Genomic DNA, 23,847 nt, shown 5'->3' with positions numbered 1-23,847 from the left:
TTCCGGCAAGGTTTGGTTGAGCCTTAGCTGCGCCAGCCGCCGCCCAGCGACTGATACAATTCCACCAGTGCAGTGAACTGCTCTTTGCGGGTATCAATCAGTTCACTTTTCGCTTCCAGTGACTCCCGGCGTGCCAGCAACACTTCCAGGTATTCACCACGGGCAGAGGCAAACAGTTTGTTGGCAATATTCACCGACGCATCCAGCTGCTCAATCTGGGCTTGTTTTGCTGCATAGCTGTTGCTCAGGTTATCCAGTGCAGACAAGCGGGTGGAAACCTCAGAAACTGCCCTGACAACGGTATACTCGTATTCATAAGCAGCCTGAATCTGCTCAGCACTGGCATTCTTATACTCAGCTTCAATTGCACGGCGGTTGATCAGCGGCGCAAAAATATCGCCGGACAGTGACCAGGCAACAGACTCCGGTGTGTCCAGAAGATACCGCGTATCAAAGGACTCCAACCCCACACCGGCTTTCAGCGCGAAAGACGGATAGAAGTTGGCGCGGGCAACGTCGATATTCAGCTTCGCCGCCTGCAGTGTCAGCTCAGCCTCACGAATATCGCTGCGGTTGGCAAGCAGTTCTGACGGCACGCCGGCAGAGGGCTTTGTCAGTGATGCTGTCATCAGACGTTCAGCGTTACGCGCAATGGGCTGGGGAGGCCGTCCCAGCAGCAAATTAAGCTTGTTCTCAGTGGCAGCAATTTCCTGTCTGACCTGATACCGCTCGCTCTTATTCTTATTTACTTCAGCCGCAAAGCGGGTGAGTGGTAAAGACGAAGAGCGGCCATAATGCTTAAGTTGCTCAAGGGTGTTGAGCACATGTTGCTGAATGTCGATATTGGCATCCAGATTCGCAAGATGGTTATCCAGCGCCAGCAGCTCGTAATAAGTACGGGCCACTTCCGCCACCATTTCAGTGACAAAGAACTTGCGGCTTTCAATACTGGCCAGATATTCCAGTGACGCGACCTTAGAGGCGTCACGAAGTTTATGCCAGACATCCAGCTCCCAGGAAGCATTAAGGCCGAGGCGTAGATTCGCCAGCGGATCAGGAAATTCCTTCTCTTCGCGGATAGCCAGTTGTTTTTCCACTGCGCCGTCACGGGTATATTCACCGGCTTTCTCCACGCCGGCTTCAGCTCCGGCAGACACCTGAGGCAGGTATTCCCCTTCTCTGGCATAGACTTCATTGGCCGCCATATTAATGCGTTGCAGCATCATGGCGACTTCCTGATTGTTTGCCAGCGCAGTGTCTACCAGCGCGATGAGATCCGGGTCGTTAAACCAGTCTTCCCAGTTTATATTCACCGGCGTCTCTGTCGCTTCAGGTGTGAATTGTTCCGGCATCGCCACACTGGCGTCACGGGTTTCGATATCAGGTATTGCACAACCCTGCAGCAGTAAAGCCACACTTACCGCGACAACAAGCGGTTTCAGACTAAGGGTAAAACAGCGTGATTTAGTCATTGTCACTCTCCTTATCGTTGTAGTGGTAAGTTTCGGTGAAGGGCAGCTGGTCTTCATTTTTGATGAGAGATTTACCGTCGCCCAGTTTGGCGAATAAATAGTAAAGGCCCGGGATCACCAGCACGCCGAAGACTGTGCCTGTTACCATACCGCCCAGCGCAGATGAACCGATTGTACGGTTGCCCACTGCACCGGCACCGGTAGCGATAACCAGCGGGATCAGGCCGGCAACAAAGGCGAAGGAGGTCATCAGAATTGGCCGGAACCGGGCGGTTGCCGCTTCCACTGCCGCCTCTTTAATAGACAAGCCCTGTTCTTTTTTCTGCACGGCGTATTCCACTATCAGTACGGCGTTTTTACCCAGCAGACCTACCAGCATAACGAGACCGAGCTGGGCATACACATCGTTTGCCAGACCCATCATTTTCAGCATGGCCAGCGAGCCGAAGATACCGGTTGGCAAGGCAAGAATAACGGCAAAGGGTAACAGCAGACTCTCGTATTGCGCTGCCAGTACAATGTACACGAACAACAGTACCACCACGAAAATCACCACCGCTTCATTGCCCCGTCTGGCTTCATCAAATGACAAACCTTCCCAGCCAATGTCGTATCCCCGTGGTAGTGTTTCCGCTGCCACTTCTTCCACAGCCTTAATGGCATCTGCAGAAGTGTAACCGGCAGCCGGTTCAGCGCGGATGGCCGATGAGGTATACAGGTTGTAGCGGGTGATCTCGTTAGGACCTTCGGTTTTGATTAATTTCATGAACGCAGAGTAGGGCACCATTTCCCCTTCTTCATTCCGCACGTAGTAATCCAGCAGATCGCTGGGATAACGGCGGTATTCAGGGGCTGCCTGAGTGTACACTTTGAAGAAGTTATTAAAGCGGGTGAAACCCTGCTCATAAGTACTGCCGATCAGGATATCGAGGTTTTCCATTGCCGCTTTAATTGAAACGCCTTTTTGCATGGCGGCCTGGTTGTCGATTTCGATTTTGTACTGGGGATAATCCGCGGCATAGAAAGTAAACAGTCCTTTGAGCTCTTTACGCTTACCCAGTTCAGCAATGAAGTCTTTGTTGATGTCATCGAATTCATGGTAATCCGTGGTGTTAGTCTTATCCAACAGACGGAACGACAGGCCGGATGAGGCACCGTAACCCGGCACAACAGGGGGTTCGAAATACTCAATGACCGCACCGAGGTGGTGGGCCTTCTCTTCCAGTTCCTCAATGATTTCCGGAATAGTCTGCTCACGGTCTGCCCAGTCCTTAAGGTTAATCAGACAGGTACCGGCGTTGGACCCCCGTCCTTCTGTCAGGATTTCATAGCCCGCCAGCGAAGATACCGAAGACACGCCTTCAATTTCCAGCGCCATTTCCTGCAATTCTCTGGCAACTTTGTTGGTTGCTTCCAGTGTACTGCCGGGGGGCGTCTGGATAATGGCGTAGATTTGTCCCTGATCTTCACCGGGAATAAAACCTGCCGGTAAGTTAGCGTTTACTCCCACGGTACCGGCAACAAAGGCTACCAGTAAAACGGCGGTTACCGTGCGACGGGTAACCACAGCCCGTACCAGACCCGTGTAGCGACCGGTAACTTTATCAAACACGCGGTTGAAGCTGTTGATGAACATACTTACCGGCGTGCGTTTCTGTGGCTGACCGTGATGATTCTTCAGCAACATGGCGCACAATACCGGTGTCAGTGACAGCGCCACAATACAGGAAATGATAATGGCAGATGCCATGGTAATGGAGAACTGACGGTAGAAAACGCCCACCGGACCGGTCATGAAGATAAGCGGAATAAACACCGCCACCATCACCAGGGTAATGGCAATAATCGCACCGCCCATTTCGCCCAGTACCTGCCGGGTGGCGTTGTAGGGCGTGATGGCGGCATCATCTTCCATCTTGGCATGCACGGCTTCCACCACCACAATGGCGTTATCCACCACAATCCCGATAGCCAGAACCATCGCAAACAGGGTGATAAGGTTGATATTGACGTCGAAGGCCTGCATACAGAAAAAGGTACCAATCAGCGATACCGGTACGGCGATGATGGGAATGAGGGTAGAGCGCCAGTCACCGAGGAAAATAAACACCACCAGAGACACCAGCACGAATGCTTCGGCCAGTGTATGCAGTACCTGCTCAACAGACGCATCAAGGAATTTGGATACATCGTAGTTGATTTCGTATTCCATGCCCGGCGGGAAGGTATCCTGCAGCTCTTCCATTTTGGCTTTCACCTGCTCAATCACGTCACTGGCGCTGCTGCCGTAACTTTGTTTAAGCACAATGGCTGCTGAGGGATAGCCGTCTTTGTTGGAGTAAATATCAAAGAATTCACTGCCCAGTTCCACGTCGGCCACATCACCCAGTTTCAGCAATTTACCGTCGGAGTCTGCGCGGATAATGATATTCTTGTATTCTTCCGGTTTGTTGTACCGGCCTTCATACACCAGTACATATTCCTTGGACTGGGCACTTAAACCTGAGCTTCGTCCCAGACGGCCCGGCCGTCCTATCAGGCTCTGCTCGTCCATGGCCTCCATAATTTCCTCAGTGGAAATATTGTAGGCCCGCATGCGGTCAGGTTTCAGCCACACTCGCATGGCGTACTGACGGCTACCCAGAATTTTAGCGCTGGCGATACCGTTCACACGCTGAATTTCAGGAATGATATTGATGTTGGAATAGTTATAGAGAAACTTTTCATCCGCATCTTTATCCGTGCTGAACACGTTGATATACATCAGCATGCTGGGTTGCACGCGGTTTACCACCACCCCCTCAAGCTGAACGAGTTGCGGCAAACGGTTTTTGATCTGATCAAGCCGGTTCTTCACGTTCATCAGTGCCTGATTAGGATCTACACCCAGCTCGAAAATTACCTGAATCGTGGCTTCACCGGCGCTGGTGGCGTCAGACACAATGTACTTCATGCCCGGCACACCGTTAATGGAGCGCTCAATAGTGACCAGAGAGGACTTTACCAGCACATCAGCATTGGAACCCGGGTATGCCAGAGAGATCAGCACCCGTGGCGGGGCAATATCCGGATACTGGGATGTAGGTAAAGAAAAAATCGACAATACGCCCAGAAACACAATCATGAGCGACAGCATAATGGCCATGACAGGCCGCTTTATAAAAACTCCAAACATAATCGCGACCTTTACTCTGCTGCCAGCTCAAGGCTGTCGAAGACTTCTTCAGGAGACACCATGTCTGCTTCGATTTGCTGACCGTCCCTGACCCGGCGTAATCCGTCGATAAGCACGGTGTCACTCTCTTCCAGTCCGCTTGCCACAATGAAAACATGGGGTAATTCTGCGGCAATCTGAATGTGTCTTGTGTGCAGAGTATTATTGTCGTCTACGACGTACACATAGGTTTGATCGAGTATGTCGAAAGTGGCTTTTTGCGGGATCAGCACACTGTCAGGATAGTCAACGTCCATCAGTACGTTACCCGTTTGTCCGTGACGCAGCAGGCCATCGGGATTCGGGAACGAAGCCCGCATTTCAATGGTACCTGTGGTGTTATCAAAGTCTGCTTCAATGGTATCGATATGGCCGGGTTGTTCATACACCGAGCCGTTAGCCAGCTTCAGCCGCACAGTGGTTTCAGTGATATCCTGACCGCGCTGAACATAATCCAGATACTGAGATTCCGGCATATTAAAATATACCCACATGGTGCTGAGATCAGATAAGGTGGTGAGCAATTCGCCTTCATCCAGCAGACTGCCGGTACGGGCTTCAAGGTGGTCCATTTTGCCGGTGAACGGCGCGCGGATGTCGGTAAAATCCAGGTGGGTTTGTGCCAGCGCTACCTCTGCCAGGGCTTTGTCATAACCGGCTTTGACGACGGCCAGTTCAGTATCAGACACAATATCCTGCGATTGCAGCGAACGGGTATTTTCGTATTCCACTCTGGCGGCTTCTGCCTCTGCCTGTGCTTTATGAAGTTCGGCTTCATAAACAGCCGGCATAATTTTGAACATAGGCTGACCGGCTTTTACCGTTTGCCCTTCATCCACAAAGGTGTTTTGCAGATAGCCTTTTTCCATGGCACGCACTTCGATGTGCTGAATGGCCCGGATTTGGCTGACATACTCTTTCACGGTTGTGTTGTTCTGATGCAGAGGATGGGTGACATCAAACTCTACAGTTTGTTCATGGCCAGCGGTTTCATCGTGACCGCAACCGCCAAGCAGCGCCGTCACTACACTTAAAGTCAGGATTGTTCTCGTTTTCATAGATCACTATTTTTATGGTTATTGTGCCTGCGCAGGGACATGCGCAGGCACGACGCGGCCCCGTCACACACTCAGAGTGTGTGGCGAAGAAAAGGCCGCAGAAATCCATCCGGTCAGAAATGGGATCTGTCCGGACTTGCCTGTGAGAAAAATATTGTTGAAGTGTCCCCGGAGCAGTGCGCAGGCACTATTCCGGAATGATTACGCGTAGGGCGGCGCCCGGGGCGGAGGTAACTTGTAGCGGCAGGTGGACGGGGTGGTGAAGTGAGAGGGCCTGACGGAGACAAGCGCCGGAGCGCAGGCAGAAACAGTGAGAACTTCTGTGACCGGCACAGACGGGTCCGGTTGCTCTTCATCTGTATTATCGACTTCAAAACCCAGCGTACACATAGAGGCATCCACATGGGATGTCGTGACGGTGGTGAGGTAAACCTGTTTGTTCTCAATCAGAAATGCGCAGAACACCAGCAGCAGTAAAGCGGGAAGCTTTTGCCGGATAAATTGTTCGCGAAATTGCTGAAAATTTAACATGTTGAGTAGGTTACCACTAAAAAAAGCGCCGCAAATCCTACGCATTGCTGTACTGGCTGACAAGCAGATGTGAGATAACCTGAGGATTTTGAGGGTTACTTTATCGCAGTAGGAAAAGCTCAACGGGAGTTGTAAATGTAACGATGCCAGCTTGTTAAAATTCTGGCGGGTAAACAAGCTGGCGGGATTGTACCGTATCCGGCACGGCTCAGTCAGTCAGGTAACCGCCGGCAGCTTAGCCGGCGATATTCACGGTAATTTGCAGTTTGAGGGGCAAGTCAGACAGCTTTTCGCGGATGGTTTCACGGGTTTGCTCTATATCTTTCACGCGGATAACATCACTGCTATCAGGATAGAAGTCGACATCTACCCACAGTTCGCGACCGACTTTTGCCACACCTGATAATTCAATTTCCTGGTCTGACTCTTCAACCGCAGCGGCCACGCTTTCATCAATGGTTTGACGAAGCTCTTCTGCGGGCGCCATTAAGAACAGCTCGCGCATTGCTGACATCAGCATCGTAAAAGGCACTTTGATGAAGAACGCTGATATAGCTAACATCATCACCGGGTCCGCATACACCGCGAAAGAGGCAAGGGGACTGAGTGACAATAACCAGGCAATCACAAATCCTGCTGTCACGGCTACACTCAATAATGTGTCCATCTGCCACTGACTGGCTTCAGCTTCAATCAGGCCTGATGACACACGTTTATTCTTCGCAGCCACGTACCACCACACAAAGGCACAACCAATTACGTTGACCACACCGAATACGGTAGCGACTGACGCATCGACTTCATGGCCCCCAGTCAGCAGTGAAACAATGGCAGAGTAAAGGGAATAACCGACAACCAGCAGGATCACCGCACCTTTTACAGCTATGACGGCCGGTTCAAAAATGGCACGGCCAAAGGTGAAGCGGTCACAGGACGGGCGCATAATGAAGCGGGAAGCTGCCAGCGACAATAAAGTTAACAGCAAGCTTACCAGTGAATACACACCGTCGAAAACAATAACCATTGAGTCAACAAACAGTCCGACCATCAGGCCAGCAACGGCAAAAAGGCCGGCAAAAAGGGCTGAAAGTGTCAGTGTTTGCTTTTCGTTATTACGGGTACGGGCACACATGGGAAAGATAACCTCTGAGAAATCTGCGCTGATTTTCGCCCGGTGGCGGTAATTTACAATGACGATTTGGTCGCGTGATAGAGGGCTGACAGGCGGGTTTTTGAAAAAGTTCATTTAAAACAATGAGATAAAGATAAAACTTGCTGTCAATAATTTTGACAGCAGCCGCGTGCTTTTACATCAGAAGTCAAAAAGGTAGTCGCTTAGCTTATCGGCAAGCCAGGCCATGGCCGGGTTTTCAGCACTGCCGTTGAGGCTGACCATGCAATAATCTTCCTGAGTAAGGCCATAGGTATGGCGGATAACCGACAGGCGCTGCTCACGCAAATGATGGCGGATGAGTGGTTCAGGCAGCACACCCCAGGCACTTTCAGTCAGAATGGTATTCAGCATAAATTCAAAACTGGAGAACCCGATGTAGTGGCGGGAGAAGGGTTCAAGACTGGAGTTATTCTGCTCGTTCAGATACACCATCGCCGCCTGCATAGCATTGCGGAGATCTTCATCGGTTACCCGTTTCAGGCGGGTCAGCGGGTGGGAAGCACTGCACACCGACATCATGCGAATTTTGCCCAGTGGTTTGTAGCTGATCCTGGCATCATCGAAACGCTCGTAATCCACGCCAAAAGCATAATCCACCTGCTGGGTAGCAACCAGATTGGCAAGGTCACCGCTGGACGCCAGCACGAGGTTGAAGGACGTATTCGGAAACAGTTTATTCAGCGAGTGGATAAAGCCTTGCCAGACAGGGTCTGGCAATGAATCGTCCGGCGCAATCCATACTTCAGCAGCAAATTCACCGGTTACCTGCGCGCAGGTGCCGCGAATACGGGTGGCGGTGATGAGCATACTTTCGCAGTCTTTATAAATGGCTTTACCCACTTCCGACAGTTCGATTTTATTGCCTGTTCGCACAAATAAATCCACACCCAGCTCACTTTCCAGCACTTTAATGGCCATGCTCAGTTTGCTGCGGTTACATTCCAGCTGACGGGCAGCTTCCGATACCGAGCCTGTTTCGGCGATGGCACAGAAAGCTTCAATCTGCGACAGGTTCATAGGGCTCCTGTTGAATGCCGGTGACTCTCTGATGTGTTTGATCTGACCGGTGTGGTTAATCTGTCTGGTAGTGATTGATTGTACGTGTGAAACCGTCCCGCCGGTAGTCAAAGGTCAACGTATTTGATTCATAGTCCGGAGCCACTGCCACAAGTTATCAGGCAGCTATCAGCTGTTGCTCAACGACAGCTGATACACGCACATGCCTACCGCGCTGGCGAGATTCAGTGATTCAATCTGGCCGTTGCCGGGAATGGTGAAGGCCTCAGCGCCGGCCCGGGTAAGAGCGTCTTCCGGTATACCACGGGCTTCGTTGCCAAACAGATAGCAGGGAAAGTCGTTGAACTGCGGGTCGCTGATGGCTTTACCGTTAAGATCAAGGCAGGCAAAGCGGGTAAAGCGTTGCTGACAATCATTCAGTGTAACATCGGTTTCTACCGGCAGATGGAAAATTGCCCCCATACTCGCACGCACCGCTTTGGAATTAAACGGGTCAACGCTGTTGGGGCTCAGCAGTAACCGGAAGCCTCCGAACCAGGCCAGAGAACGTAAAATAGTGCCCAGGTTTCCGGGATCCTGAATTTCATGTAAATAAATACTTCGCTCACAGGCTGTTTTATTTTCAGGAGCCACAGCATGGGCTGCCAGCGGCACTCTGGCAATCACACCCTGCGGAGTTTTGGTATCGCTGAGTGAAGCCATTTGCCGGTCTGTGACAGTTACCACATCAAAACGGGAGTCCAGCGCAATGCCACGGGAAAGCCAGCTTTCTGTTACGTACAACGTGACAGACTGTGCCATCAATGGCGAGCGTTGCAGTTCCTGAATTAAATGCTCACCTTCAACAAGATAAAAGCCAAACTGCGAACGGTATTTCTTCTGGTGCAGTTTTTTTACGTCGTCTAATTTCATGTGCAGGTAAGTTCCGGAAACAGTGTTGCAAAAAGCGGTAATAAGCTGCGCATTGTAGCCTGTAACCGCAGGGAAGTCAGGCCGGCTGTGAAGTTTGTTGGTGCGCTGCATTTGCAAAACCGCTGCGCGTGATTACAATGAACGCCGTTTTCCCTTTAGCTACTGCAGAACTGACTATGGCCCGCTCAAAAACCAGCAAAAAATGGATGGAAGAACACGTTAACGATCCCTACGTAAAAAAAGCGCAGGCTGACGGTTACCGTTCACGGGCAAGTTACAAGCTTCTCGAAATCAATGAAAAAGACAAATTGTTCCGACCCGGCAGCGTGGTCATGGATCTGGGTTCTGCACCCGGTGGCTGGTCCCAAATTGTGGCGCCCATCGTTGGTGACAACGGGCGGGTGATTGCGTCAGATATTCTGCCTATGGACAGCATCATCGGCGTGGATTTTATTCAGGGCGATTTCACTGATGAAGCCGTTTATGACCAGATCCTGAATACCCTCGGGGATGACCGGGTGGATGTGGTGGTGTCTGATATGGCGCCGAACATGAGTGGCGTAAATACCACCGATCAGTATGCGTCTATGTATCTGGTTGAGCTGGCTCTGGATATGGCCAGAAACGTATTGCAACCGGGGGGCAGCTTCTGTGCAAAAGTGTTTCAGGGCGTAGGCTACGATGAGTACGTGAAAGATGTACGAACGTCATTTTCAAAAGTGGTGGTAAGAAAACCTGCGGCGTCCCGCCCGCGTTCCCGGGAAGTGTATCTGGTTGCTACGGGTTTTAAAGGCTGAACCGGGTTGTATGCGCCAGCGGCGGCGCATACTGCATGCTAAGCCTGTTTGTCGCTGCTCAACGTTCCAGCAGCGGCAGTTTGTCCGGCACACCGTTCCAGCTGTCGGCATCCTCCGGCGGCGCAATTACCTCTGTAATATTCGGCCATTGCTGACTCAGTTCCGCATTGATTTCCTGCCAGGGCTTTTGCTCTTCGGTTAAATGGGTATCCTGAATAATCGCTTCGGCGGGGCATTCCGGCACACACAAAGCACAATCAATACAAATGGCCGGATCGATAGCCAGAAAGTTCGGACCTTCAAAAAACGCATCCACCGGACACACGGCGACGCAGTCGGTGTATTTGCACTTCACGCAGTTGTCGGTTACTACAAATGTCATGGTTTATCCGCATGTCTGAAAATGTGGGCGGATTATAAGTGTAAAGCAGAGGGATCAAAAGACAAATGCCGGTGAATGTCTACCGGATCGCCAGTATCTGCATTACACTATGCTGGCTCTGACAGACAGGCTGTCCGGCGAACCAGGAAATCCCTCATGTTGCGTTTAACCGATATAAAACTTCCCCTTGATCATAACGACGAAGCCTTGCCGCAGGCCATCATCAGTAAGCTTGGTATTGCTGCCAGTGATTTGCTTGAAACCAGTGTGTTTAAGCGCGGTTATGACGCCCGCAACAATAAAGATATTCAGCTGATTTACACCGTGGATGTGTCGGTAAACCATGAGGAAAAATTGCTGGAAAAATTTGCCTCTGATCAGCAGGTCAGAGTTTCGCCGGATATGTCGTATAAGTTTGTTGCGCAGGCGCCGGAAAATCTGAATAGTCGCCCGGTGGTGGTGGGACTCGGCCCCTGCGGTATTTTCGCTGCGTTAATCCTCGCCCAGATGGGCTTTAAACCCATTGTGCTTGAACGGGGTAAAGCAGTGCGTGAACGTACTAAAGATACCTTCGGTTTCTGGCGCAAACAGCCTTTAAATCCCGAATCCAATGTGCAGTTCGGGGAGGGCGGTGCCGGTACATTCTCTGACGGCAAGCTGTACAGTCAGGTAAAAGATCGTAAACACTACGGACGCAAAGTGCTGCATGAATTTGTGGAAGCCGGTGCGCCGGAAGAAATTCTGTATGTGAGTAAGCCCCACATCGGTACATTCAAACTGGTGAGCATGGTTGAGAAAATGCGTCAGCAAATTATCGACCTTGGCGGTGAAATCCGTTTCTCTACGCGGGTAGAAAAGCTCGATATGGATGAAAAAGACGGCGAATATGCGGTGAAAGGCCTGCATTTGTCTGACGGCGGCTATCTGGCCTGTAAGCAGGTAATTCTGGCGTTGGGTCACAGCGCCCGGGACACCTTCCAAAACCTGTACGACCAGGGCGTATACATTGAAGCCAAACCTTTCTCTATCGGTTTTCGCATTGAACACGAACAGAGCATGATTGATAAATGCCGCTTTGGTGATAACGCCGGAAACCCCATCCTGGGTGCTGCCGATTACAAGCTGGTGCATCATTGTGAAAATGGCCGCACGGTGTACAGTTTCTGTATGTGTCCGGGCGGTACCGTGGTCGCGGCGGCCTCTGAACCGGGTCGTGTGGTCACCAACGGCATGAGCCAATACTCGCGTCATGAACGCAATGCGAACAGTGCCATTGTGGTAGGCATCACGCCGGAAGAAGATTATCCCGGTCACCCGCTGGCGGGGATTGAATTACAGCGCAGGCTGGAGGAAATGGCCTTTAAAGCCGGTGGCGAAAACTACCATGCGCCGGGCCAGCTTATCGGCGATTTTCTTGCCGGTAAGCCAAGCGCAGAATTGGGAGACGTCACGCCGTCTTATACGCCGGGCGTTACCCTGACAGATTTAAGCAAAGTGGTGCCGGGCTATGTCACTGAAGCTATCCGTGAAGCCATTCCTGCGTTCGACCGCCAGATAAAAGGCTTTGCCAAAGCTGATGGCACGCTGACCGGTGTGGAAACCCGTACCTCGTCTCCGGTTTGTATTAAGCGTGGTAAGGATTACCAGAGCGTGAACGTAAAGGGTTTGTACCCGGCCGGTGAGGGCGCAGGTTATGCCGGCGGGATCTGGTCTGCGGGCATTGACGGCATCCGCGTGGCAGAAGCGCTGGCTATGGCATTTACTAACCAGGTTGACTCACAGAGCTGACGATTTGCCGGTTGACGGGGATGGTGAGTAAATTAGCGTAGCTGGTAATCAGCGGTTTTTCTTCCGTAAATATAAGTCTAGTCTACTGTATAGCTTACCGGCCTCAACGGGTTTAGCGAGATGTTCATTAAAACCTCCATCAAGGTAGGTTTTGATGTCCTCTAACATCACGTTAGCAGTAAGTGCGAGTATGGGAATAGTGCTATTATCGCGGCGAATCTGTTTACAGGCTTCAAGGCCGTCTAATTCAGGCATCTGAATGTCCATCAAAATTAAATCAGGTTTAAATATTTGAGTTAGTTCAACGGCCTCATGTCCATTCTCCGCTACCCTGACTTCGGCATTGGTTTTCTCCAGCATTGATGTAATGATAACCTGATTAATATCATTATCTTCGGCAACGAGAATTTTTTTACCGGTGAGGTCAGGGGCATTGGCGTTTGATATTTTTATTGGCTCTGCCTTTTCGGCTTTTCCCAGAGGTAAAGTAACGGAAAAAGTAGTCCCTTTATCCTTCTGACTGGTCACCGTCAGTGTGCCATTCATCAGTTCTACAAGGCTTTTTGTTATGGCCATTCCCAAACCAGTACCGCCATATTTGCGGGTGGTTGAAGTATCTGCTTGTGTAAACCTCTCAAATAATCCGTCTATTACTTTTTGTTCCATACCAATACCTGTGTCGATAACCTGAATCGTCAACGCTGACGAGGCCGTGGTTTGCTCAGAGTACATTGCAACTGTGACGCTACCGGTATCTGTGAACTTTACTGCGTTAGAAATGAGGTTCGTGATAATTTGCTTTACTCTTACCGGGTCTCCCAACCAAACATCGTGTAGATTCTTTTGTAGGGAGCTTCGGAATACAATGTTTTTTGCCTTTGCACGGGGAACAAAATTGGAAGCGACCTCGTTTAACAGTTGTCTGATAGAAAATGCTATTTTTTCGAGGGATAACATCTCTGCTTCAATTTTTGAGAAATCCAGAATGTCATTAACAATTTTAAGCAGGTAGTAAGATGAAGTAAGCGCATTGCTTAAAAGTTTTCTGTCAGAAGACTTAGTCAATTCGTCTTCGAGTAACTGAAGGGTACCCAAAATACCATTCATAGGTGTACGAATCTCATGGCTCATTGAGGCCAGAAAGCGACTTTTGGCAATATTCGCAACTTCGGCCTTTCTTTTTGCTGCTTCCAGCTCCAGAGATTTTTTAACCCGATCAGTTACATCCTGAAATGTACCGAAAATAGAACTAATACTTCCTGTCGCGTCATGTTCTACCATCCCCTTACTATGCACATGTCGTATTTCACCGGACGGACGGACAATTCTTAATTTTACTTCCCAACCTTCTCCTTTTTCGACTGCCTCATTAACGTGATTCTGGACGATAGAAATATCGTCCGGATGGTAAAAATCGATGGCAGATTGCAGCGATGGTTCATAATCACTTTTACTAACGCCGTGAATGCGGTATATCTCATCGGACCAAAATACCTTTTCATTTACAACGTCAACACTCCAGTGTCCTAAGGAAGCAATCAACTCAGCTTGTTGCAACAAAGCTTTTTGTTTTCTGTCTGCTTCTTCTAATACCACCTTCCCGGTGATAATAGTCGCTGATGCGACTATTTCGGTATCTGAGGTGGCTTTTGCAAACCACTCAAGCCAGACATCTTCACCTGAGATACTTTTGTAGCGGTTCCGAAAACCCTCAACAGTGCGTTTACTATTGAAAAGTGCCGCCATCGTGGCGCTGGTGTCAGCCCGATCCTCAGGGTGTACGTAGGATAAAAAGGGCTGGTTCTTCAGTGCATCGAGACTCCAGCCTAAACTGACGACCCAATAGTTATTCAGATAAGTATAATATCCGTCCTTGTTCGCTTTACAGACAAGCGTATTGAGGGAATCTAACAGGGACTCAGTATCAGACATTATAGCACCTCTTCATTTCCTTTAATGGTGACGGGTAATACGTCTAAACTACAGACGAACATCGTGAACATCATTATCCCTTTAAATACAAATAAAAGAAAAAATAAATATTCCAGAATCTGCATTGAGGGGCTTATGTCATTGTAGCGCCAGATTTTGAAATCCCGCTAAGGTAAATTAAGTGAGCTTAACATTAAGGTAACATCGCCTTCTGGAGAACGCGTTCTTACACTATTTTTGTTCTTGCAACCATTTGGTTCAAATAGATAATTTATAGTGGTGATGGCTGTGATAGGAAAAATAGTGTTGTGAAGTTTATGTTATTCATTACCTCGTTGTCTTTTTATCGTTTTCGCAGCCGTTGATATTGCCGTTAATTTACTCTCCCTGCATTATCGGGCTATGCACTTTTCATCACTAACAGGGAGCGTAATATGACGTTTCAACCTAAACTCTCTTTAACCTTTTCAGCGATCCTGTCTGCACTCGTTCTGACAGCGTGTCAGCCACAACAACAAGATGTTGAAGACAAAGATATTCCGGTTCAAAAACATTCCGGAGATAAAAACTCAGTAAAAAGTGGATTAAGCGATCCTCTTGTTGAACATATTTATACCGCAGATCCTTCTGCACATGTTTTCAACGGACGCCTGTACATTTACCCGTCACACGATGTGGAATCAGGGATTCCCCAAAATGACAATGGTGATCATTTTGACATGCGTGATTATCATATACTCAGTATGGATGAAGTCGGCGGTGAAGTGACAGATCACGGTGTGGCTTTATCTGTGAAGGATATTCCCTGGGCCGGTCGACAATTGTGGGCTCCGGATGCAGCTTATAAGGACGGGACTTATTACCTCTACTTCCCCCTTAAAGACAAAAACGATGTTTTTCATATCGGTGCTGCCACAAGTGACAAACCTGAAGGCCCCTTCGTGCCAGAGGCTGAACCCATTGAGGGAAGCTACAGCATGGACCCTGCCGTATTTAAGGACGATGACGGGGCTTATTACATGTACTTCGGAGGCATATGGGGAGGACAACTACAACGCTATGAAGGCGGTTCCTATAATGCTGAAGATGTCTATCCCGCAGATAATGCACCAGCGGTAAAACCTCGTATAGCGAAAATGGCCGCTGATATGCTGTCCTACGCAGAAACACCTAAAGAAATTGAGTTGCTGGATAAAGAAGGTAACCCAATTTTGCAAGGAGATAACGATCGCCGTTTCTTTGAAGCAGCCTGGATGCACAAATATAAGGGTAAATATTATCTCTCTTACTCTACAGGTGATACACATAAAATTGTTTATGCGACGGGTGACAATCCGTATGGCCCGTTTACTTATCAGGGGGTGATTCTGCAGCCTGTTCTAGGATGGACCAATCATCATTCAATCGCTGAGTTCAAAGGAAAGTGGTACCTGTTCTATCACGATAGCTCATTATCAGATGGTCAAACTCACCTGCGAAGTGTGAAAATGACAGAGCTTACCTATAATCCGGACGGCTCTATCGTAACCATTGATCCTTACTTAGGGCAGAAGTGATGTTGGAATCAACTGCTCAGACGGCAAGTATGGATAAAGCCACGGAAGACAATATTAGTTTTGTTGTGTTTATTAGTATTGTTGCAACCATCGGTGGTTTTCTCTTCGGATTTGACAGTGGTGTCATTAATGGCACAGTTGACGGGCTGCAAAAGGCATTTAACTCACAAAGCGCCGGAACCGGGTTTAATGTATCCAGCATGTTACTAGGATGCGCAGCCGGCGCTTTCTTTGCTGGTCGTTTTGCTGACAAATATGGCCGCAGAACTTTACTGATTATCTCTTCGGTATTGTTCATTGTGAGTGCCTGGGGCTCAGGTGTTGCTACATCCTCTTTTGAGTTTGTAATTTATCGTGTAGCAGGCGGCCTTGCTGTCGGGGCTGCTTCGGTAATGGCACCAGCTTATATCTCGGAGGTCTCTCCTGCCCGGTACCGGGGAATGCTGACGAGTATTCAGCAAATTGCTATTCTGAGTGGTTTGTTCTCTGCATTTTTAAGTAACTACATTCTTGCCGGCGAAGCGGCAGGCTCGACAAATAAATTGTGGTTAAATTTTGAAGCATGGCGTTGGATGTTCTGGATAGAGCTGATTCCGGCTACTTTGTTTTTCGTAATGCTATGGTTTATTCCTGAGAGTCCAAGGTTTCTTGTTTCGGGTAATCAGCCAGAACGCGCCCGAAAAGTGCTCAGGAAGCTGCTTGGTGAAGATGCTGCACAAGAAAAGTTCATTGAAATAAAAAAATCACTTTCTCACGACCATCGTCCACAACTAAAGGATCTGTTTGATAAAACAGCCGGCAGAGTGCGCCCGGTTGTGTGGGTGGGTCTGGGTCTGGCTGCATTCCAGCAACTTGTGGGTATTAACGTAGTTTTTTACTATGGAGCAGTACTATGGCAGGCCGTTGGCTTTTCTGAGTCTGACGCGTTACTTATCAACGTTCTAAGCGGAGCTATCAGTATTTCAGCTTGTGTGTTGACCCTCCTGGTCATTGATAAAATTGGACGCAAACCCTTGCTGAAGTGGGGATCGATAGGCATGACTCTGACTCTCGGTGTGCTGGTAGTCGCTTTTATGAATGCCTCTCAGGGGGCCGGCGGCAAACTCATACTTGGAGAGTGGGGTTCATTAGCCCTGGTTTCTGCGAACCTGTATGTCTTCTTCTTTAATATGTCCTGGGGACCGGTTATGTGGGTTATGCTGGGTGAAATGTTTCCGAATCAGATACGAGGTTCCGGCCTGGCTGTCAGCGGTCTTGTGCAATGGACGTGTAACTTTATGATTACTATTTCCTTTCCAGTATTGTTGGCAGGGACCGGCCTGGCCGGCGCATACGGGCTGTATACATTTTTCGCATTGCTTTCAGTCATATTTGTCATTCGTTTCATACACGAGACGAAGGGCAGAGAGCTCGAAAATATGGAGGGGTAATCTGTTTCTTCAGATAAACCATTGAATGCAAGTTCCCATTTTGCCAGCGCATGTCGCTGGCTTTTTTTTGGTAAAGATTCAGACTTTTGAAGCAACGTGAGTGGGATAACTCAAAAAAACACAAAGGCAATAAACATTTTTCATAAAAAAAGTATGAGGTAGTTACCTTATTATTAACAATGAATTTATATGAGGTTAACTCTTGGTTTTCATGAAATAAGGTTAGTTATGCTGCTGCTCAGGATGCCTTATTGTTGCCGGATTAATATTACGCGTAAAATATTTTAAGGACGTTATGAAGTATCTGATCGTTTTTTTCCTGCTAGTGTCACAATGCGGATTTGCTTCAAATTTGTTCCACGGAGAAGATGGATACCGTCTCTGGCTCAAATACGATGCTATACAGCAATCTGAGCTGGTAAAAAGTTATACTGCATTGCTAGGAAATTACCATGTCTACGGTGATTCAGACACCATGCAGGTCGCCAGAGAAGAACTACAATTCGCTCTTGGTAACATGATAAATCGTTCCCGCCATGTGGGTGCGGACGAGGCCACTTTACTCGTGGCCAGTGGTGAAAATGCAACTCAACTCGCTGAGCGGTATTCCGTCAATATTGGCCGGGCAGAAGGGGAAGGTTACATTGTTAAACAAGTTACGGATAACAATGAAACAAAAATAGTGGTGCTGGCTAACACTGATGCCGGGGCGCTTTACGGGGTATTCAGACTTCTGAAAGAGGTACAGTTACACAAGCCTTTGCATGCACTTAATATCATATCGGCCCCAAAAATTTCCTTAAGAGTGCTCAATCATTGGGATGATCTTGATCGCCATGTAGAGCGTGGATATGCGGGGCAGTCTATTTGGGATTGGCACAAATTACCTGAATACCGGTATCAGCGGTATGTTGATTATGCCAGAGCCAACGCGTCAGTTGGTATCAACGGCACAGTACTTAATAATGTCAATGCGGACCCTCTCATATTGACTCCCCATTATCTTGAGAAGGTGAAAGTACTGGCTGATCTGTTCAGACCTTATGGAATTAAGGTTTATCTATCTGTGAAATTCAGTTCGCCGCAACTCATTGGTAATTTGTCCACATCAGATCCAATGGATCCCGAAGTTCAGCAGTGGTGGAAGGATAAAGTGGCAGAGATTTATGCTGATATACCCGACTTCGGTGGATTCCTGGTAAAGGCGAATTCTGAGGGACAACCCGGGCCGGGGGATTTTGGCCGTACTCATGCACAAGGTGCGAATATGCTTGCGAAGGCACTGGCTCCGTTTGCTGGAAATGTTATGTGGAGAGCTTTTGTCTACGCCAATGAGAAAGGCGAAGAGCGCTCCAAACAAGCGTATTCAGAGTTCACACCTCTTGACGGAAAGTTTGATGAAAACGTATTGGTTCAGGTAAAAAACGGCCCGATTGATTTTCAACCCAGGGAACCCTTTAGTCCTTTATTCGGTGCTATGCCAGAAACACCACTGATGATGGAGTTCCAAATTACTATGGAATATTTGGGATTCAGTACACATTTTGTTTATCTGGGCCCAATGTATGAGGAGGTTCTGCAGTCTGATACATATGCAAAGGGTGAAGGGAGTACGGTTGCTAAAGTTATCGATGGTGAACTGTTTGACCATAGGATTAGCGGCATGGCGGGCGTGTCGAATATCGGCACTGACCGCAACTGGACAGGGCATATCATACTGCAGTCGAACTGGTATGTGTTTGGTCGCATGGCCTGGGATCCTGAAAGCAAAGCGTCAGAGGTCGCAGAAGATTGGGTGCGTATGACACTCAGCCATGAAAAGAACGCAGTGGCAGCTATCACGAATATGATGATGACCAGCCATCAAACCGTGGTAGATGTCATGACACCGTTAGGCTTACATCACATCATGGGAGCTGGCCATCATTACGGACCAGGTCCCTGGGTTGATAGTCTCGGACGGGATGACTGGAATTCGACTTACTATCATCGTGCGGCGAAAGACGGTATCGGGTTTGACCGTACACCCGAGGGCGTGAATGCCACAGAACAATATTTTTCACCTTTAAAGGAGCTGTGGTCAAATCCCCAAAGTACACCCGAAAAATATCTGCTCTGGTTTCACCACTTGCCCTGGGATTTTGAGGTTGAATCCAGCGGCCGTCCATTGTGGGATGAGTTGGTTTACCGCTATTTTCAGGGCGCAGAACAAGTTAGTGAAATGGCCGCTAAATGGGATGATTTAGAAGGACAGATTGACCCTCTGCAATTCCGTCAGGTACAGATGGCGCTGGATATTCAGGAGAAAGAAGCAATTTGGTGGCGTGATGCATGTGTGCTGTATTTTCAACAATTTTCTGAGCGTCCCATACCGGCAAAGTGGTTTACACCAAAACACTCACTTGCCGAATTGAAAGCAAGATCTTTTCCCCATGCTCCGGGTCAGGGCTGACATGGTCTCAATAATGTTCACTGTATATTATTTTTTTAAGGAGTCAGTCGATGAAAATTATCGACGCTAAGGTCATTGTGTGTTCGCCCGGCCGCAATTTTGTAACGTTGAAAGTGATGACTGATGAGGGGGTGTATGGCGTCGGAGACGCAACACTTAACGGTAGAGAATTGTCCGTTGTCAGCTATCTTGAAGATCATATTATTCCTACTCTTATCGGAAAAGATCCGCAACGTATAGAAGATCTCTGGCAGTTTTTGTATCGCGGCGCTTACTGGCGGCGTGGCCCCGTGGGAATGACTGCCCTTGCTGCCGTCGACATTGCGTTATGGGACATTAAGGCAAAAATAGCCAACCTGCCTCTCTATCAATTATTGGGCGGGCGTAGTCGCGACAGGATCATGACTTATACCCATGCTGACGGCGTATGTATCGAGTCGACCCTGGATGCCGTTGGTAAAGCCATTGACGCAGGGTATCAGGCAGTACGGGTGCAGTCAGGGATCCCTGGTCTGGCAAGTACTTACGGTGTTGCCAAAGATGGCAGAAAATATGAACCGGCAGACGCTGACCTTCCATCAGAAAGTGTATGGAGTACGCATAAGTATCTGAATTTTATGCCTAAACTTTTCGACGCCGTCCGCAGCCAGTATGGCGACGACATTCACTTGTTACATGATGTACATCACCGCTTAACGCCTATTGAAGCGGCCCGGCTTGGTAAGGAACTGGAGCCGTACCATCTGTTCTGGATGGAAGATGCCGTTGTTGCAGAAAATCAGGAGAGCTTTCGCTTAATTCGTGAGCATACGACTACACCTCTGGCAGTAGGAGAGGTATTTAATTCCATTCACGATTGCCGCTCTTTAATACAAGAGCAATATATCGATTATATCCGTTCGACGCTGGTGCATGCGGGTGGCATTACTCAAATGCGAAGATTAGCCGACTTTGCGAGTCTGTATCACGTTAAAACAGGGTTTCATGGCGCAACGGATTTGTCGCCTGTGTGTATGGGCGCGGCATTGCATTTTGATTACTGGGTACCAAATTTTGGTATTCAGGAGCATATGCCATATACGCGAGAGATGGAGTCAGTATTCACTTTCGATTATAAATTTGAAAGAGGTTTTTTCACTCCCGGAGAGTCAGCGGGCCATGGTGTGGATATTGACGAATCGCTTGCGAAAAAATATCCCTATAAGCGGGCAATGCTGCCTGTGAATCGTTTGGAGGATGGCACTTTGTGGAACTGGTAGAAATCCTTCAGCGGGACTTAATCTCAATTTTATTCGTGCTCTGATGGCGTTTTTTTACATCTTATTTACGTTTTGAAGTGGTCCGCTTGTTCACGAATAGTGTTGGGGTATCGTGTTCTCATCGTTTACAAATGTGAGAAAATCATGAGTTACATGGAAGACGTCAAACCTGCTGTCAGTTCTTTTAAAAAGCGATTTGCACTGGCATTAATTCCCCTTGCCTTAACATTGGCATCCTGCACTAAAGTTCACTCTCAGCAAGTTGTGCGTGCTGAGTCAACGGGTCACAATCAGCCGGATTATCTGAATACGGCACTTCCACTTGATAGCCGGGTTAAGGCACTGGTAGAAAGTATGACGCTGGAGGAAAAAGTTGCACAGATGTACAACGATGCCCCCGCCATCACGCGGCTGGGAGTACCGGCGTATGACTATTGGAATGAAGCGTTACATGGTGTTGCCAGAGCCGGAGAAGCGACAGTGTTTCCACAGGCAATCGGGTTGGCGGCGATGTGGGACAGGGCGTTTTTGAATCAGGTCGCTACGGTGATTTCCGACGAAGGTAGAGCGAAGCACCACGAATTTAAACAGGACGGACTTAGTTATCGTTACACCGGTCTGACTTACTGGTCCCCGAATATAAATATTTTTCGCGATCCGCGGTGGGGTAGAGGTCAGGAGACCTACGGCGAAGATCCCTATCTCACAGGAGAACTTGGCGTTTCTTTTATCACCGGTCTGCAAGGCAATGATGATAAGTATTTAAAAACTGCAGCAACAGCTAAACACTTTGCTGTTCACAACGGCCCTGAGATTTCCCGCCATTCTGACAATTATGTTGTTTCAGATAAAGACCTTTACGAGACTTACCTGCCAGCTTTTGAAAAGGCTGTTACAGAGGCAAATGTCGAAGCAGTTATGTGCGCTTACAATCGTGTGAATGATGCGCCTGCTTGTGGTTCCGATATGCTTCTGAAAGAAATTCTGAGAGGTAAATACGGATTCGATGGTCATGTAATGTCAGACTGCGGTGCTATAGCTGATTTTTACGATCCTAAGGCACACAACGTCACTGCATCTCCTGCAGCTGCAGCTGCCTGGGCAGTAACCAGCGGAACCGATCTGAATTGCGGCACTGGGCGGTTAAGCAGTTTTGCTAACCTCATCTTTGCGGTACAGAAAGGTTTTATTGATGAGTCGTTAATAGACCAGGCGGTAAGCAGGCTATTTAAAACCCGCTTTAAACTCGGCATGTTTGATCCCGATGAAGATGTGCCCTTTGCATCAATACCTTCTGAATCTGTTGGTTCAGAGTCTCATCTTTCAAAAGCCTTACAAGCTGCTGAGAAATCTCTGGTAATGCTCAAAAACGACGGGATTCTGCCTCTGAAAAAAGGACTTAAAGTCGCAGTTATTGGCCCTAATGCAGACAATCCTGATGTATTGGTGGGGAACTACAACGGATTACCGGTAAACCCGGTGACTGCTCTGGAGGGGATCAGAAATTATGCCGGCGTGGATAATGTGGCCTATTCAGCGGGCAGCGCATTAATTGCTGACGTATACGGGCATTGGCAGGTTCTGGATAACACTGTTTTATATCATAACGACAAAGATGGACGATTAGTACCCGGTGCTCAAGCTGAATATTTCGAAGTTACGCAGGGTAAAATGTCTGACTTTTCCCGTCCGCATTTCCCTGTCGAAATGTCCGGCGGGCCCGTTAGTAGTGAAGTATTAGACTCTCTCTCGTTTCGCAAAACCCATTCTCCTGTGACCAACAAAATAGCTGAAGACTATGGCATGGTGTTGAAAGCAGTTCTGATCCCGGAGAAATCCGGAGAATATCGCTTTGACGGCGCCGGTGAGATATCCATCGAAGGACGCCGTATAAACGGAAGTGTTGAACTGGAGGCGGGCGTGTCTTACGACCTGGAAATCCGGCATATATTTTCTGTGAACACTATAGCGAATACGGCTTATAGTCATTTACGCGACTGGCAAATGCGCTGGGTGAACGTTTCCACCGATTTGTTGGCTGAGTCTGAAAGCGTTGCTCAACAGGCAGATGTAATTGTGATGGCGGTAGGTATATCTCCCCGTATTGAAGGCGAAGAGATGCCGGTTAAGCTGGACGGCTTCAACTATGGCGATCGCTCACGGATTGATTTGCCGGCGGAGCAGCAGGCGTTAATTAAAGCTATACATAAAATCGGAAAGCCGGTAGTGGTCGTTAATTTTAGTGGCAGTGCGATGGCCTTAAACTGGGAAGATGAACACGCTGATGCGATTATTCAGGCATTTTATCCGGGTGAAGCAGCTGGTACAGCGCTTGCCAAAATTTTGTGGGGTGAAGTAAATCCGTCAGGAAGATTACCGGTGACCTTCTATAAAAATCTCGATGGTTTTGCAGAGTTTGATGATTATTCAATGACTAACCGTACCTATCGCTACTTCGAAGGCGAGGTCTTATACCCGTTCGGGCATGGACTGGGCTATAGTGAAATCCAATACAGTGACTTGAAAACCCCTGCGAATTTGAATTCCGGAAGTGATCTGGAAATTACAGTCAGTCTGCAAAATATGGGGCCGTACGATGCAGAGCAGGTGACACAGTTGTATGTGCAGATGCCGGATGCGCCTGCAGGTACTCCACGTATAAGCTTAAAAGGATTCACCCGCACATTTTTGGAAAATCAGACCAAAGCATCCGTATCATTAACCGTACCAGCCTCAGAGCTGACATACATAAACGATAAAGGTAGCAGGGTCGCTTATAAGGGAAAATTAAATATATTCGCCGGTGATGGTCAGCCGGGCTATGTCGATAAAACACGCATCGCGCAGGCAAGTATCAACATCTATTAAGGCGG

General features: G+C 48.5%; 16 protein-coding genes. 7 read left to right on the top strand and 9 right to left on the bottom strand.

Annotated elements, in window-relative coordinates; genetic code table 11:
• Positions 1-23 precede the first annotated feature (23 nt).
• From ACXAGC_RS06020 to ACXAGC_RS05990, 7 genes are all read right to left on the bottom strand, one after another.
• A complete protein-coding gene (locus tag ACXAGC_RS06020; protein ID WP_474843269.1) occupies positions 24-1,472 on the bottom strand; it encodes a TolC family protein in 1,449 nt (482 codons plus the stop codon).
• A complete protein-coding gene (locus ACXAGC_RS06015; RefSeq protein WP_474843267.1) occupies positions 1,465-4,647 on the bottom strand; it encodes an efflux RND transporter permease subunit in 3,183 nt (1,060 codons plus the stop codon). The genes ACXAGC_RS06020 and ACXAGC_RS06015 overlap by 8 nt, the downstream gene beginning before the upstream one ends.
• 11 nt (positions 4,648-4,658) lie before the next feature.
• The gene (locus ACXAGC_RS06010; RefSeq protein ID WP_474843265.1) at positions 4,659-5,744 is read right to left on the bottom strand and encodes an efflux RND transporter periplasmic adaptor subunit; all 1,086 of its coding nucleotides are present in this window, start codon (positions 5,742-5,744) and stop codon (positions 4,659-4,661) included.
• A 201-nt stretch (positions 5,745-5,945) separates the two neighbouring features.
• On the bottom strand, positions 5,946-6,275 hold the full coding sequence (locus tag ACXAGC_RS06005) for a hypothetical protein (RefSeq protein WP_303572742.1): 330 nt from the start codon (positions 6,273-6,275) through the stop codon (positions 5,946-5,948).
• Positions 6,276-6,510: 235 nt separating this feature from the next.
• The gene (locus tag ACXAGC_RS06000) at positions 6,511-7,407 is read right to left on the bottom strand and encodes a cation diffusion facilitator family transporter (RefSeq protein ID WP_474843263.1); all 897 of its coding nucleotides are present in this window, start codon (positions 7,405-7,407) and stop codon (positions 6,511-6,513) included.
• Positions 7,408-7,587: 180 nt separating this feature from the next.
• Positions 7,588-8,466, bottom strand: a complete 879-nt coding sequence (locus ACXAGC_RS05995; RefSeq protein ID WP_119502365.1) for a LysR family transcriptional regulator — start codon at positions 8,464-8,466, stop codon at positions 7,588-7,590.
• A 168-nt stretch (positions 8,467-8,634) separates the two neighbouring features.
• Positions 8,635-9,378 carry a TrmH family RNA methyltransferase gene (locus ACXAGC_RS05990; RefSeq protein WP_474843260.1) on the bottom strand — a complete coding sequence of 248 codons (744 nt, stop codon included), beginning with the start codon at positions 9,376-9,378 and terminating at the stop codon, positions 8,635-8,637.
• A gap of 176 nt (positions 9,379-9,554) precedes the next feature.
• On the opposite strand from ACXAGC_RS05990, the gene rlmE reads away from it, so the two are divergent.
• Entirely contained in the window at positions 9,555-10,175 is a 621-nt protein-coding gene (gene rlmE / locus ACXAGC_RS05985) for a 23S rRNA (uridine(2552)-2'-O)-methyltransferase RlmE (protein ID WP_474843467.1), read from the top strand.
• A gap of 58 nt (positions 10,176-10,233) precedes the next feature.
• On the opposite strand, the gene fdxA is transcribed toward rlmE, so the two are convergent.
• Positions 10,234-10,557, bottom strand: coding sequence for a ferredoxin FdxA (fdxA, locus tag ACXAGC_RS05980; RefSeq protein WP_119502361.1), 324 nt, complete (start codon positions 10,555-10,557; stop codon positions 10,234-10,236).
• Positions 10,558-10,713: 156 nt separating this feature from the next.
• Here fdxA and ACXAGC_RS05975 point away from each other — a divergent pair, with 156 nt between their 5' ends.
• Positions 10,714-12,345 carry an NAD(P)/FAD-dependent oxidoreductase gene (locus ACXAGC_RS05975; RefSeq protein WP_474843258.1) on the top strand — a complete coding sequence of 544 codons (1,632 nt, stop codon included), beginning with the start codon at positions 10,714-10,716 and terminating at the stop codon, positions 12,343-12,345.
• 48 nt (positions 12,346-12,393) lie between these two features.
• Here the strand turns inward: ACXAGC_RS05975 and ACXAGC_RS05970 are convergent, their stop codons facing one another.
• Positions 12,394-14,277, bottom strand: coding sequence for a PAS domain-containing hybrid sensor histidine kinase/response regulator (locus ACXAGC_RS05970; RefSeq protein WP_474843256.1), 1,884 nt, complete (start codon positions 14,275-14,277; stop codon positions 12,394-12,396).
• Positions 14,278-14,813: 536 nt separating this feature from the next.
• Between ACXAGC_RS05970 and ACXAGC_RS05965 the strand changes: the two genes are divergently transcribed.
• From ACXAGC_RS05965 to ACXAGC_RS05945, 5 genes are all read left to right on the top strand, one after another.
• Complete coding sequence (locus tag ACXAGC_RS05965) at positions 14,814-15,833, top strand: glycoside hydrolase family 43 protein (RefSeq protein ID WP_474843465.1); 1,020 nt, start codon at positions 14,814-14,816, stop codon at positions 15,831-15,833.
• Entirely contained in the window at positions 15,833-17,263 is a 1,431-nt protein-coding gene (locus tag ACXAGC_RS05960) for a sugar porter family MFS transporter (protein WP_474843254.1), read from the top strand. The genes ACXAGC_RS05965 and ACXAGC_RS05960 overlap by 1 nt, the downstream gene beginning before the upstream one ends.
• 295 nt (positions 17,264-17,558) lie before the next feature.
• On the top strand, positions 17,559-19,715 hold the full coding sequence (locus tag ACXAGC_RS05955; protein WP_474843252.1) for an alpha-glucuronidase family glycosyl hydrolase: 2,157 nt from the start codon (positions 17,559-17,561) through the stop codon (positions 19,713-19,715).
• A gap of 50 nt (positions 19,716-19,765) precedes the next feature.
• The gene (gene manD / locus ACXAGC_RS05950) at positions 19,766-20,974 is read left to right on the top strand and encodes a D-mannonate dehydratase ManD (RefSeq protein ID WP_474843250.1); all 1,209 of its coding nucleotides are present in this window, start codon (positions 19,766-19,768) and stop codon (positions 20,972-20,974) included.
• Positions 20,975-21,127: 153 nt separating this feature from the next.
• The gene (locus tag ACXAGC_RS05945) at positions 21,128-23,842 is read left to right on the top strand and encodes a glycoside hydrolase family 3 C-terminal domain-containing protein (RefSeq protein WP_474843248.1); all 2,715 of its coding nucleotides are present in this window, start codon (positions 21,128-21,130) and stop codon (positions 23,840-23,842) included.
• Positions 23,843-23,847: the final 5 nt, after the last annotated feature.

The sequence above is a fragment of the Alteromonas sp. AWJ4_197 genome (genome assembly GCF_056160285.1).
The sequence above is the reverse complement of the archived record's forward strand: the minus strand, read 5'-3'. Positions and strand labels throughout refer to the sequence as shown.

Coding starts and splice junctions, on each gene's coding strand:
- ACXAGC_RS05960 (WP_474843254.1), top strand. CDS start 15,833: ATGTTGGAATCAACTGCTCAGACGGCAAGTATGGATAAAGCCACGGAA.
- manD (WP_474843250.1), top strand. CDS start 19,766: ATGAAAATTATCGACGCTAAGGTCATTGTGTGTTCGCCCGGCCGCAAT.
- ACXAGC_RS05990 (WP_474843260.1), bottom strand. CDS start 9,378: ATGAAATTAGACGACGTAAAAAAACTGCACCAGAAGAAATACCGTTCG.
- ACXAGC_RS06000 (WP_474843263.1), bottom strand. CDS start 7,407: ATGTGTGCCCGTACCCGTAATAACGAAAAGCAAACACTGACACTTTCA.
- ACXAGC_RS05975 (WP_474843258.1), top strand. CDS start 10,714: ATGTTGCGTTTAACCGATATAAAACTTCCCCTTGATCATAACGACGAA.
- ACXAGC_RS05955 (WP_474843252.1), top strand. CDS start 17,559: ATGAAGTATCTGATCGTTTTTTTCCTGCTAGTGTCACAATGCGGATTT.
- fdxA (WP_119502361.1), bottom strand. CDS start 10,557: ATGACATTTGTAGTAACCGACAACTGCGTGAAGTGCAAATACACCGAC.
- ACXAGC_RS05995 (WP_119502365.1), bottom strand. CDS start 8,466: ATGAACCTGTCGCAGATTGAAGCTTTCTGTGCCATCGCCGAAACAGGC.
- ACXAGC_RS05970 (WP_474843256.1), bottom strand. CDS start 14,277: ATGTCTGATACTGAGTCCCTGTTAGATTCCCTCAATACGCTTGTCTGT.
- ACXAGC_RS05945 (WP_474843248.1), top strand. CDS start 21,128: ATGGAAGACGTCAAACCTGCTGTCAGTTCTTTTAAAAAGCGATTTGCA.
- ACXAGC_RS06015 (WP_474843267.1), bottom strand. CDS start 4,647: ATGTTTGGAGTTTTTATAAAGCGGCCTGTCATGGCCATTATGCTGTCG.
- ACXAGC_RS06010 (WP_474843265.1), bottom strand. CDS start 5,744: ATGAAAACGAGAACAATCCTGACTTTAAGTGTAGTGACGGCGCTGCTT.
- ACXAGC_RS06020 (WP_474843269.1), bottom strand. CDS start 1,472: ATGACTAAATCACGCTGTTTTACCCTTAGTCTGAAACCGCTTGTTGTC.
- rlmE (WP_474843467.1), top strand. CDS start 9,555: ATGGCCCGCTCAAAAACCAGCAAAAAATGGATGGAAGAACACGTTAAC.
- ACXAGC_RS06005 (WP_303572742.1), bottom strand. CDS start 6,275: ATGTTAAATTTTCAGCAATTTCGCGAACAATTTATCCGGCAAAAGCTT.